The sequence below is a fragment of the Chryseobacterium soli genome (genome assembly GCF_000737705.1).
Lineage (GTDB): Bacteria > Bacteroidota > Bacteroidia > Flavobacteriales > Weeksellaceae > Chryseobacterium > Chryseobacterium soli.
The window spans coordinates 305,279-317,726 of the sequence record NZ_JPRH01000001.1; the positions used below are offsets into that span (position 1 = coordinate 305,279).

At 36.4% G+C, this 12,448-nt stretch carries 10 protein-coding genes; 6 read left to right on the top strand and 4 right to left on the bottom strand.

The window, feature by feature from the left end:
* Positions 1–85: 85 nt before the first annotated feature.
* The gene (locus tag IW15_RS01370; protein WP_034708688.1) at positions 86–277 is read left to right on the top strand and encodes a hypothetical protein; all 192 of its coding nucleotides are present in this window, start codon (positions 86–88) and stop codon (positions 275–277) included.
* Positions 278–315: 38 nt separating this feature from the next.
* Here the strand turns inward: IW15_RS01370 and IW15_RS01375 are convergent, their stop codons facing one another.
* Entirely contained in the window at positions 316–849 is a 534-nt protein-coding gene (locus IW15_RS01375) for a GNAT family N-acetyltransferase (RefSeq protein ID WP_034708690.1), read from the bottom strand.
* Positions 850–1,608 carry a type III pantothenate kinase gene (locus IW15_RS01380; protein ID WP_034708693.1) on the bottom strand — a complete coding sequence of 253 codons (759 nt, stop codon included), beginning with the start codon at positions 1,606–1,608 and terminating at the stop codon, positions 850–852. It lies immediately after the preceding gene.
* A 262-nt stretch (positions 1,609–1,870) separates the two neighbouring features.
* Here IW15_RS01380 and IW15_RS01385 point away from each other — a divergent pair, with 262 nt between their 5' ends.
* The 3 genes from IW15_RS01385 (at position 1,871) to IW15_RS01395 (ending at position 4,639) form a co-directional block, all read left to right on the top strand.
* Positions 1,871–3,418 (top strand): hypothetical protein, encoded by a 1,548-nt coding sequence (locus tag IW15_RS01385; protein WP_034708696.1) that lies wholly within the window; start codon positions 1,871–1,873, stop codon positions 3,416–3,418.
* 1 nt (position 3,419) lies between these two features.
* The gene (locus tag IW15_RS01390; protein ID WP_034708699.1) at positions 3,420–3,887 is read left to right on the top strand and encodes a hypothetical protein; all 468 of its coding nucleotides are present in this window, start codon (positions 3,420–3,422) and stop codon (positions 3,885–3,887) included.
* A 113-nt stretch (positions 3,888–4,000) separates the two neighbouring features.
* Positions 4,001–4,639, top strand: a complete 639-nt coding sequence (locus IW15_RS01395) for a hypothetical protein (RefSeq protein WP_034708701.1) — start codon at positions 4,001–4,003, stop codon at positions 4,637–4,639.
* Between the two features lie 57 nt (positions 4,640–4,696).
* Here the strand turns inward: IW15_RS01395 and IW15_RS01400 are convergent, their stop codons facing one another.
* Positions 4,697–6,541 (bottom strand): M1 family metallopeptidase, encoded by a 1,845-nt coding sequence (locus tag IW15_RS01400; protein ID WP_034708704.1) that lies wholly within the window; start codon positions 6,539–6,541, stop codon positions 4,697–4,699.
* Positions 6,542–6,667: 126 nt separating this feature from the next.
* Here IW15_RS01400 and IW15_RS01405 point away from each other — a divergent pair, with 126 nt between their 5' ends.
* Positions 6,668–8,047 (top strand): aspartate kinase, encoded by a 1,380-nt coding sequence (locus IW15_RS01405; RefSeq protein ID WP_034708706.1) that lies wholly within the window; start codon positions 6,668–6,670, stop codon positions 8,045–8,047.
* A gap of 70 nt (positions 8,048–8,117) precedes the next feature.
* Here IW15_RS01405 and IW15_RS01410 read toward each other — a convergent pair whose 3' ends face one another.
* Positions 8,118–9,806 carry a DUF6909 family protein gene (locus tag IW15_RS01410; protein ID WP_034708708.1) on the bottom strand — a complete coding sequence of 563 codons (1,689 nt, stop codon included), beginning with the start codon at positions 9,804–9,806 and terminating at the stop codon, positions 8,118–8,120.
* A 214-nt stretch (positions 9,807–10,020) separates the two neighbouring features.
* Here IW15_RS01410 and IW15_RS01415 point away from each other — a divergent pair, with 214 nt between their 5' ends.
* Complete coding sequence (locus IW15_RS01415) at positions 10,021–12,216, top strand: glutamine synthetase III family protein (RefSeq protein ID WP_034708710.1); 2,196 nt, start codon at positions 10,021–10,023, stop codon at positions 12,214–12,216.
* Positions 12,217–12,448: the final 232 nt, after the last annotated feature.

The window sequence follows — 12,448 nt, forward strand, 5'->3', positions numbered from 1 at the left end:
TTTAAAAATAATTACAAATTTTACTTTAAAACATACAAGTAATGAAATAATTTTCTATTTTTGGATACAACCAAATTAAAACAATATGAGAAAATTATCAAGAAAAGAAACTGCAAAAATTAATGGAGGCTTAATGCCTGGCCAATGTCTGTACACCGATCCTGATACAGGTAAAAAAGTAATAGGATGCAGATTACAACCCGTTCCGGACTGCTGTGGAGGCTGGGTATATCCAATTCCTGGAAATGACTGTGTATCATGTAATGGTGGACTATAAAAAAATTAAACAGCCTGAGAAGGCTGTTTTTTTGTATGTTATTCTTTATTGCTAAAGAGAGAATACATTACGACATCAAGATACTCGTCCTCTTTTTTGATATGCTGCTTCAGTAAAGCTTCTTTTTCCATTCCTATTTTTTGCATGATTCTACCAGAAGCCGGGTTATTGAGAAAGTGTGTAGCGTATATCTTATTCAGCTTCAGCGTTTCAAATCCGAAATCTATGATTACTTTCGCAGCTTCTGTAGCATATCCTTTATTCCAGAAGGGAACAGCCAGCCAATATCCCAGTTCGGCTTTATCATCTCCCCGGTCATGAATTCCAATGGCACCCATAAATCTATGTCCATGATCGCGGATGGCAAAGGTATATCCTGTTTTACGGATAAAAGCTTCCCGTGACATTTCCAGCCAGAATTCAGCATCTTTTTCGGTATAAGGATACGGAATATTGGACGTAAGTTCAGAAAACACCTTTTGCTGAAGGTATCCAACAATAAAAGGGATATCAGATTCATTCAGTTGGGAAAGAATCAATCTATCTGTCAGTAAAACCGGGAAATCTTTCATTTACAGATCTTTTCCTAAAAAGTAAAGTCCTTTCAGTGTATGAAGCCTGTCGGCAATATGAATTTTATCCGTCAAAGGTTTATACACATGGGAAACCCCTCCAGTTGCGATCACAAAACAATCATCATTAACCTCATCATTAATACGGTCAATAAAGCCCTCTACCATTCCTAAAAACCCATATACCATTCCACTCTGCATGCAGGTAACGGTATCTAATCCCAGCACCGTTTTCGGTTTTTTAAGCTCGATTTCAGGAAGCTGGGCGGTATGGCTGATTAATGAATTTAAAGAAGTAATGATTCCCGGAGCAATAATTACGCCCAGCGTTTCTCCGGTTTCCGCTACACAGCTTGCAGTAAGTGCTGTTCCAAAATCAAGGATGATTTTTTTCCTGTCCGGATACATATTATGGGCCGCCACAAGGTTGGCATAAATATCCGTCCCCATTTGCTTAGACTTTGCCTGCACTTCCGAGGGTGTATTACGGTCTACAATAACAGGTTGAATCCCATGAATTTTTTTTATTGCGGAACTCATCACTTTGGTAAGCTGAGGTACGACCGAGCCTATAATCACTCGGGTGATCTCTGTCGGTTCGACTTTATAGGTCTGGTAAAGCATCAGTATCTGAACATAAAGTTCGTCCGCCGTTCTATATGGCTTTGTATTGATTACCCATGATATATCGCAATTGTCATCATCAAAAAGTCCGAATCTGATATTGCTGTTCCCTACATTGATTACGATAGAATTCATTTACCTGCTTTTCAGTTGTTCGATGTTCTGTTTAGATTTCGGATCTGCTTTATACATTGCATATCAGCTTATCTGAATTCAGAATACCGTTTAAAATTTTATTGTGACAGTCTGTATTATCTTACAATTAAATAAGGCTGCCGTATTTGTACTCGTTTTGCAACGATAATAATATCTAACGTAAAAGTAACAATTTTTACGAAAAAGTACATTGTCCATCAAAAAAAATATTTTAGTATTGCAAAAACATTTAATTCAATACATGATGAAAAAAATTAACTACCTCATGCTTATAGCATTGGTATTCCTTCTGTATAGCTGCAGAAGTGAAATACTCGAAAATAATGAACAGCAGACATCTTATTCCCACACCACCCAGAAAACTACAGCTACCGTAAAAGATTTCCCGGAGTTTAAACAATTTATTATTGAAAACCAAGGGAAACTTCATCTACCTCAATCTGTAGCTTCAAAAAATGGCAGTGAAAACAATGATAACGCTAAAGTACTACAGATAAAAACGTTAAAAAGAACCTCTTACAATATGTTGTATGATGTAGAGGAATCAGGATTTTCTATTTTGGTGCACGCTATAGATCAACAGCAAAATGAATCTTCTTTTATTGCAAAATATGTTTCAACATTTACGGATAAAAATCTCCGGGTAGAAGATTTTACAGGAACCATATATTATGAGGACATCAATGGAAAAAGTCTGGGTTCAATAGAAATGAACAATGGCAGTCCGGTACAAACCTATTCTCCCCCCCCCGGAACAACCTCCAAGGTAGACTGTTCGTATGTTCCCATTGTCATTGCGGTACGATGCAACTTAGCAGAACACCATCTTCCGGGAGAAGCAGGCTGCCTGGCCACAGGAGATGATATGCCCTATTATACGATTGACTTCCAGTTGAAATGTACACAAGGACAGGGCGGAGCATCAGGCTTGGCAGGTGGGGAAATAGCAGGCGGAGGCGGAGGTCCCGGACTTCTGTTAGGCTCTGCAAGAATAGAATTTTTCCTTTTGAATATTCCGGATGCTCCTTATCTTACCGATGAGCAGCGCAATTTTCTGGATGCTAATACTACCATGATCCCGATTTCCAATCGTTTGGGAATGTATCTTAAGAACAATCCTAATGTACAGGCTGCCAATTTTGTGCTATGGGCGGTAGATTTCTTTAAAGGTAATCCTAATGCTTCTTGGGTACAGTTCGAAGATTTATTTTTAAAAAATACTCCTGATGGATTCTTACAACAGATTATTCTAGAAAATCCAGCAACAATTCTCAACTATGAAACTTTATCTTCTCCAAATTTTAAAATGAGAAGATTAGATCAAATAAAATATCCTAAATTTACTCAAATGGTAAAAGGATTAAAAAGTTATGTTCAAAGCAATCCTTTACTTTTGAATAAGCTTACAGAAATTTCAGGAATGTCTCAAAATCAAGTTTTAGACAAACTAACCTTTGGCCAAGGCCCTCAAATTGAATTAATTCCAGGACTTAAAGACAAGGGTGTTCCTCTTTTTGGTTTATTTAACTCTGCGACCCCTGAAACATTATATGTAAAGGAAGATCTGGCTTTAGGATTACAGCAAGCAACTTTACAAAGTACTATAGAAGCGACGAACTTTTTGCTTGCAGTAACCGTTCTGCATGAATTTGTGCACTATGGAAATTATTTAACGGGATTTAATCCAGATGGAGACGAAAGCGGTGAATTATTTGAAAATTCAGTTTATCAAATGCTAATAAATAGAAGAACTGCTGGTCAATATATTCTACAATTTAAAAACAAATGATATGAAAACTTTTATATGCATAACTATATTTTTATGTTTTTTATTTTCTTGTAAAAAGAATGATATTAAACCTGAACATTTAGTTGATTCGACAATAAAAATATACAAAAATGAACTTCCAAAAAAAATAATTTTTTATAGAGATAAAAATAATCGTGATATTAAAAATTCCAAAGAATATGTTTTCCTTGATGTTAAAAGTCTATTAAAGAAGAATGATGAAAACTTTATGTGTCTACATATTGAATATAATAAAAAAGGCAAAAGTATAGGAATTTTAAGTTTTAAAACGGGTAGGATATTTTCTTGCACTTTTGATAATGAAGGGAAGTTACTTTCAAAAAATATTGTTCAAACAAAGTTAGAGGAAAGCAAACCTTACTACATTTACTATGAAATTTTAAAAAGAAAATATCCTGATTATATGAACTGGAAACTCTTCCCTATACCAAAAGACAGCTTGAAGTAAGTCTGCATTAGACAAAGCTTGCAATTTTCTAAAATGAATACAACAGACAAAACAGACCTTATTTCTTTTTATTTTTTTATAAATTGGTAACAGTCTTAGATTATTCTACACCTATGAAAAAAATTAGTATTATTCCATTTTTGTTTTTTGCAATGTTCTGCTTTTCTCAGAAAAAAACCATCTACTACAATGAAGCAATGACCAAAATAAGTAAAGAATATTTCGAAAACCAGCTGGATAACACCAGAAATTTACACTTAGCTTTTGAAAGCGATTCCTTGATTACCAATGTTCTTGTTAAAAGAAAAAACTATGGAAAACTTTCAGAGCCTGTTTTCAAGCAATTAAAAAAATCATTATCAGAAACCAATAGCTTTGATAAAAACCTTATCATTATCATGTACTATCCGGGTGAAGATCCCTGTAACCATAGAGAAGAAAATTCACGAAGGGGCTTTCATGTTCGGCCTTATCTAAAAAAATTGAAAAAGATCAACAGTTATGAGCATTTCTGGGTATATAAAAGTTACGGTCAGCTCCAATATTATCACCCTGATGAAATTAACTGGCAGCCTGATAAGGAGCAAACACTAGAAAAATTATTTTTTAACTACCATTATCCCTGCTCTAGTTTTGTAGTCTTAGATAAAGAAGGAAATTACATCTGCTATTATGGCGAGTCTGGACTCGACAAAGTTTTTGAGTTCAGTAAAGAACTTACAAAAAAGAGGCTATCTTCTCACTTTAAATAAAAAAAGAATTCCTTCAGAAAATTTCTGAAGGAATTCTTTTTATGCACTGGAATACTCCTATTTTACATCTACAAAATTATCTTCCATATTCACATCTGCCAATCGTTGGCTGAAATCTATTCCCAACACGGCCAGTTGGGATTTTGTATAAGGAATCGTCAATGTATATTCTTTTTGCGTCCATGGCCAATATTTCAATGTAGTAAAATCACCGTAGATATCTTTATCTTTCCATGTGTGTGTCATATTCAATGGAATCTGATAAGTGACTACTTTTTTATCCGTAGTCATCACACTGAAATCGATCGGCATCGGAACCTGTCCTTTATTCACTAAAATAATGGTCGTAGACTTTGCCTCGTATTTCACATCTTTAATCCCATAATCAATAGTTTTCGTAGTATTGATCCAATAGTTCTGGAACCACTTCAGATCCATTCCGGAAACTTTTTGGGCGATATGCAGAAAATCTCTGTCTGATGGATGTTTCAGGTTCCATTGATCATAATACTGTTTCAATGTTTCTGCTAAGTTCTGCTCACCCATAATGTAGCCCAGCTGAACCAAATACAATTCTCCTTTCACATAAGAAGCATAGGTGTAAGCACTACCATTGTCATGGTGGTCTCCCAACCAGACTGCAGGCTCTTCAATTCCTTTTTTGATAAAATTCCTGTACGCCTCCAGTGTTTTCGCAAAAGGATTGGGAATCTGATCTGCCGGAGGAAATAACTGATACATGGTGTACCCTTCGGCGTAACTCGTAAAACCTTCATCCATCCACGGACGCATCGATTCGTTTGTAGCAAGCATCTGCTGATACCATGAGTGCGCACCTTCATGAGCCATTAATCCCATCAGTCCTTCAATATTTTTGGCTTCTCCCAAGATCATGGTACACATTCCGTATTCCATTCCGCCATCTCCGCCCTGAATAAAGGCATATGTTGGATACACATATTTTCCAAAATGAGCATTCATGATCTGGAAATATTTGGTAACATAAGGCTGAGCTTCTTCCCATGCCTTCGTCTTATCGTTTTTCTGATACACCAGGTATACTTTAGGCCCACCCTGAACATCAAAACTTTTGATCGTATAATCTCTGTCTGCGCTCCATGCAAAATCTAAAATATTTTTTGCCGTCCACTTCCAGGATACTTTTTTGTCCTTATCCGTTTTTATTTTTGCAGCAGGATCATAGCCCTTTACTTCTGCAGGGTTTTCAAGGATTCCTCCTGCTCCTATGACATACTCTTTATTGATCTTAATGGTAACATCAAAATCAGAGAAGGGGGCATGAAACTCTCTTCCGATATAATCAAAAGTGGCCCAACCGTCATAGTCGTATTCTGCAATTTTAGGATACCACTGCGTCATCGTCATATCAACGCCCTCATTGTTATTTCTACCACTTCTTCTAATCTGCTGCGGAATCACAGCATCCCATTCCATAGTGAAAGTTGTGGATGAATGGGATTTGATAGGTTCTGCCAGGTAGACTTTCATAATAGTTTCCTGAACTTCCACTTTCAGATCTTTTCCATTTTGTTTGATCCAGTGGATATTTTGCGCACCCTCCTGATCTTTAGGAATGGAGGCTAGCCTGGAAATTCCATTCTTCTGTAATCTTGAATCTCCGTTTTTACCTTGGCCAGCTACCCGCTGATCCATCATCGAATTCGGTTTAAAAGCATTCCAATAGAGATGAAAATACACCACATTCAGCTCATCCGGAGAGTTATTGGTATATTCAAAGGTCTGCTTACCCTCGTAGGTAAATTTTTCAGCATTCACGTCAATATCCATTCTGTATTTTGCAGACTGCTGATAATAGGCGTTTTGCTGTGCCGAAACGATTGAAAATAATAAAAGAAATAATCCTAAAAACCCTTTACTCATCTTTACATAGAATTTGAATTTGAAAGATAAGCATTTTTTAAAAAAGATTTAAAACAGGCGACTTACAGATTGGTATCTCCAATCATCTTAAATTTCTTATTTTCGTAGATTGAAAAAAGTTTTACAATGTTGACAGTAGAAAAAATAGGAGGGACTTCCATGTCTCAGTTTCAGGATGTTCTTTACAATATCGTTATTGGAAAAAGAAAAGAGGGAGAATTTTACAATAGAGTTTTTGTAGTCTCCGCCTATAATAATGTAACAAACTGGCTATTAGAACATAAAAAAACAGGTGAGCCCGGTGTATATCAAAAGTTTTTGAACGGTGAAGATTATAAAGCTAATCTTGATGAAGTATGTCAAAAACTTATTGTAATTAATCAGGGACTGGAAACTATTGGTCTTCAGCTTTCTGAAGCTAATGAATTTATAAGAAACAGAGTGGAGCAGGCCAAAACAATGCTTAGCAGCCTCAGTAAGGTATTGGCATCAGGATATGTAAATGCTCATGATATCCATCTTGCGGCAAGAGAAATTCTGGCATCTATCGGTGAAGCCCATTCTGCGTGGAATTCCACCAACATTATCAATAATAACGGAATTCATGCAAAGTTTGTTGACTTATGTGGATTTGATGACAATGAAGCCCTTACGATTGATGAGAGAATTTCTAAAGAATTCAGCGGGATCGATTTTGAAAATATCATTTGCGTTGCAACAGGCTACACCAAAGGAACGGAAGGAATTATGAGGGTTTTCGACCGTGGTTATTCTGAAGTTACGTTCAGTAAGGTTGCCGTAGATATAAAGGCTGATGAAGCCGTTATACATAAAGAATATCACCTGTCCAGTGCAGATCCCAATATCGTGGGTATAGAAAACTGTGTTCCGGTGGGACTTACCAATTATATTATTGCAGATCAGTTAGCTGATATAGGAATGGAAGCCATTCACCCAAAGGCAGCAAAACCGCTGGAGCTTTCGGGAATTAATATCCGTATTAAAAACACCTTCGAACCGGATCATATTGGCACCTTAATCTCAAAAAACTATGTATCTCCGGATGCCCGTGTTGAGATTGTTTCCGGATCTAAAAAAATGCTGGCCATAGAAATTCACGATCCGCTCATGGTAAGCGAAGTGGGTTATGATGCCCGAATTATGGACTATTTTCAAAAGTATAATATAAGTTACGTATTGAAGTCTACCAATGCTAACTCAATAACCATGGTAATTTGGGAAAGTAAGACCGCCGAAAAGCTTTTGGAAGAACTTAAACATAATTTTTATCAGGTAACAGGAGTTCCGGTTGCGTTAGTCTGTGCAATGGGAACTAATATTGCAACTCCAGGATTCCTATATCGGGCAGCGAAAGCATTATATGAAAATGACATCAACATTGAATGCTATGCACAATCTATCATGCAGGTCAATATGCAGTTTGTCGTAAAAAGAGAACATTACGAGAAATCTATCATAGCTTTAAACCAGGCATTATGTAATTAATATCAAATAAAATTTCATACAAAAAGCCCCGAATGGTATCCATCCGGGGCTTTTTGTATTGTGTTGAAGATTATTTTTTCGGGCTTTGTTTTTTCCCGCTGTCTAAAATCTTTTCAAGAATCTTCTGGGTAATCAGATAGGTAGGTTTTACACCTGTAAGTCCAAGACCTCCTGATGATAATGTACTTCCGGTTTCCAGTGGATTATCCGAAGCATAATAAGCATAACATACAAACAGATCCGGTGCAATGTGGTGTCTGATTTTAGAAGCCACCTGAATCGCTTTCTGATAATGCGCTCCTTCCATTTCAAGACCGATCGCTTTCCATGAAGTATGCATGAAGTAAGATAAGATATCTCTGTTCTGAAGCGATGTTCCTAAAACAGTGATCATGGTTCCTTCAAATGCTTTCAATTCATCATCTTTAAAATCCTCAAGTTTCAAGGCATTTTCAAAAGGATAGTTATCTGCAGTTCCTTCAAAGATATGAGAAGTAGGGATCATAATATCTCCTTTCCCACCTTCTAAAATTCCCGCTTTCCCCATGATAGAAACAGACTTTACTTTCATCATATAGACTTCTCCTTTCTGTTCAAAAGGTCTCAGTAATTCATCCATTACTTCATAAGCCTGCTCTCCGAAAGCATAATCAAATACTAAAATAACATCGTCACCAGCATATTTCATATGTCCGAATGGCGTGTTTTTCAGTTCTGTTTTGCTGAGGTCAATGATCTGTACATCAATATTACTTCCGCTTTTATCATTGATATAGAGTAAGCCTTCATCCAAAGCATACTTAGAAACTTTGTCACGAAGCTCTTTCTTGTCAGAAATATCTCCGTACATTTTATAGTCCACCTCTTTATGCTCTTTTTTCTTAAGAGCATCATTGGCGTACAGCATATTTTTCACAGAGTGCATATTCGCAGAAATAATATGAAGAGGACGCATATGAAGATCATTTTCAAATAAAACCTCTTTTACTTTATTCGCCCATTTTTCACCAAAATAGTGGTGCCCTACCCTTTCCTTTAATATAGCACTGAAATGAATCTCTCTTTCTCTGGTCTGTTTAGCATCTTCTAAACTTACTTTTCCAAGATTATAAATGATTTTGAATAAACGGTCCGGATTTTCATCATCCCCAAAAGTATTGTAGGCATTCAGGGTTTCCTCAAACGTTCTTCCCATTAAAGAAGAAAGATGGATTAACGCTACTTCTTTTTCTTTTCTGCTGAACTTCTTTTCTCCTTTTACTACATCTTCAATAATTTTCCACGCACGTGTCGGTTTCCAGTTTTCATCCTGAAGGAAAGCCAGGTTACGTACTTTATCAGCTTCTATAAATAAAAAGGTTAAATGGGTAAGAATATCATAAATTTCCGAACGACCCAAAAGAACCTCAATATTCATCTGGTGTTCGTCTATTCTATAGCAGTTTCTTCTTCTCTTTTTAGGAACAATAGGTTCGAAACTTCCTTTATCGAAACCTTCATCTGAAGTAAGATGAATAAATGCACATTCTTCAATCCCTTCCGGAAGTCTGTCTAAAACATACATCAAACCATCAAGCTCCAACTTATTTGGAATATTCATGGTCCCATAAATTTCAGGATTGATCGTTTTCAACAAGCTTCTGATACTTTCTCCAGAAACACCCCCAGGCTTGAAAAATCCTCTATAAAACAAATGTCTCATAGAAATGTACAGTCTTTCAATTGCCTCTGTGGTCTCTCTTGCTCTAGAATTTGTCATAAAATAAATTTCACACAAATATACAACTCTTTGGTCAATTTTATTTTAAGCATCTTTTAACAAGCTGTTTAAGAATATTAATTTTATAAGCCTGAAAAAAGTTAAATACACGTTTAAAAAATATTTTTTCTTCAACCACCCCTATATTTTTTAGGGTTAAAATGTTTTGAATTCATTTTTTTTGTAAATTTGCCCCACAAAATACAACCTTAATATGTCAACTTTAAGATTCAAAGCATTAGAAACATTACCATTCAAGGACTTTAGAAAGGATAATTCAGTAGAAATTCCTGCTAAATTATCTGAACTATTTTGTGAAAATGTATTCTCTGAAAACACAATGAGAGAATATTTAACAAAAGAAGCATTCCAATCAATCATGGATGCGATCAAGAAAGGAACAAAAATCCAGCGATTAATTGCAGATCAGGTAGCCGTTGCTATGAAAGATTGGGCAATGAGCAAAGGAGTAACTCACTATACACACTGGTTCCAGCCGTTGACAGGAAGCACAGCAGAAAAACACGACTCTTTTTTCACTCCTATTGAAGGAGGCAGAGCTATCGAAAGATTCAGTGGCGGAATGCTGATCCAGCAAGAACCGGATGCCTCTTCTTTTCCGAACGGAGGGATCAGAAACACTTTCGAAGCAAGAGGATACACCGCTTGGGATCCTACTTCTCCAGCGTTCATCATGGGAACTACCCTTTGTATTCCTTCGATCTTCATTTCTTATACAGGAGAAACGTTAGATTATAAAGCCCCTCTTTTAAGAGCTTTGAATGCAGTAGATGAAGCTGCAACCAATGTAATGCAGTATTTTGACAAAAACGTAACCAAAGTAACTCCTACTTTAGGTTGGGAGCAAGAATATTTCTTAGTAGATTCAGCATTATACCAATCCCGTCCGGATCTTGTTTTAACAGGCAAAACCTTATTAGGACATTCTCCTGCAAAAGGACAGCAATTGGATGACCACTATTTCGGTTCTATTCCTACACGAGTAATGAACTTCATGAAAGAGCTGGAAATCGAATGTATGAAACTGGGAATCCCTGTAACAACAAGACATAACGAGGTAGCTCCAAATCAGTTTGAGCTTGCCCCAATGTTTGAAGAAGTAAACGTTGCCGTTGACCATAATTCTTTATTAATGGACATCATGGCGAGAGTTGCCCACAAACACCATTTCCATATTCTATTCCATGAAAAGCCATTCGCAGGAGTGAACGGAAGCGGAAAGCACAATAACTGGTCTCTAGCAACTGACACGGGAGAAAACTTATTAAGCCCGGGAAAAAATCCTAAGAAAAACTTACAGTTCTTAACGTTCTTCGTGAATGCCATCAAAGCAGTTCATGAATACGCCGATCTTTTAAGAGCAAGCATCGCATCTGCAAGCAATGACCACAGATTAGGTGCTAATGAAGCTCCACCGGCAATTATCTCTGTATTTATCGGAAGCCAGTTGTTCAGAGTATTGGAAGAACTGGAAAAAGTTACAGAAGGAAAACTTTCTCCGGACGAAAAAACAGATCTTAAGTTAAATGTGGTTGGAAAAATCCCTGAAATTCTTTTAGATAATACTGACAGAAACAGAACATCTCCATTTGCATTTACCGGAAATAAATTTGAGATTAGAGCTGTTGGTTCTTCTGCAAACTGTGCAGAGTCTATGACGGTAATGAACACCATCGCAGCAAAACAATTAAACGATTTCAAAAAAGAAGTGGATGCTTTAATTGAAACTGGTTTAAAGAAAGACGAAGCGATTTTCAACGTTTTAAGAGAATACATCAAGCAGTCTAAAAGCATTATGTTTGAGGGTGACGGATATTCTGATGACTGGGCAAAGGAAGCTAAGAAAAGAGGATTGAACAACTTAAAAACCACTCCGGAAGCGCTTAAGCAGGAAATGGATAAGAAGTTTGTAGATCTGTATGAGGAAATGGGAATTTTCACTCACAGAGAAGTTGAGGCGAGAAACGAAATTAAACTTGAAAAATACTCTACCGTTATTGATATTGAAGCAAGAGTTTTAAGTGATATCGCAAGAAACCACATTATTCCTTCTGCTTTAAATTACCAAAACAGACTAATTGAAAACGTAAAAGGTCTTAAAGAAATCTTCGGAGAAAAAGAATTCAAGACTTTAGCAAAAGAACAAATGAGTTTAATTACTCAGATTTCCGGAAACATCTCTAAAATCAAATTAGGGGTTGAGGATCTTATGAAAGCAAGAGAAGCTGCAAAAGCAACGTCCGACAGCCAAAAGCAGGCAGAAACCTACTGTGAAAAAGTAATACCATTATTCGACGCCATCAGAGAAGCTTCTGATGATCTTGAGATGATGGTAGATGATGAGCTTTGGCCAATGACGAAATATAGAGAAATGTTATTCACAAGATAACATCTGTAAAGTTCCATATTAGTTAAACTTCCCGGCCTTCCGGGGAGTTTTTTTTTGCTTTATTAACAATCAGGAAAAGTGGAGTTGTAAATCTTAGATATCGATTAATAAAGGAAAAGCAATTTATTTTGTTAAAGGATCTTAATAAAAAAAACCGCAACCCTACGAAAAAAGGGACATTGCGGTTTGTTTTTCCTTAACATACATGCTTTATATGTTAAAGTGTGTTAAA

Coding starts and splice junctions, on each gene's coding strand:
- IW15_RS01370 (WP_034708688.1), top strand. CDS start 86: ATGAGAAAATTATCAAGAAAAGAAACTGCAAAAATTAATGGAGGCTTA.
- IW15_RS01375 (WP_034708690.1), bottom strand. CDS start 849: ATGAAAGATTTCCCGGTTTTACTGACAGATAGATTGATTCTTTCCCAA.
- IW15_RS01380 (WP_034708693.1), bottom strand. CDS start 1,608: ATGAATTCTATCGTAATCAATGTAGGGAACAGCAATATCAGATTCGGA.
- IW15_RS01385 (WP_034708696.1), top strand. CDS start 1,871: ATGATGAAAAAAATTAACTACCTCATGCTTATAGCATTGGTATTCCTT.
- IW15_RS01390 (WP_034708699.1), top strand. CDS start 3,420: ATGAAAACTTTTATATGCATAACTATATTTTTATGTTTTTTATTTTCT.
- IW15_RS01395 (WP_034708701.1), top strand. CDS start 4,001: ATGAAAAAAATTAGTATTATTCCATTTTTGTTTTTTGCAATGTTCTGC.
- IW15_RS01400 (WP_034708704.1), bottom strand. CDS start 6,541: ATGAGTAAAGGGTTTTTAGGATTATTTCTTTTATTATTTTCAATCGTT.
- IW15_RS01405 (WP_034708706.1), top strand. CDS start 6,668: ATGTTGACAGTAGAAAAAATAGGAGGGACTTCCATGTCTCAGTTTCAG.
- IW15_RS01410 (WP_034708708.1), bottom strand. CDS start 9,806: ATGACAAATTCTAGAGCAAGAGAGACCACAGAGGCAATTGAAAGACTG.
- IW15_RS01415 (WP_034708710.1), top strand. CDS start 10,021: ATGTCAACTTTAAGATTCAAAGCATTAGAAACATTACCATTCAAGGAC.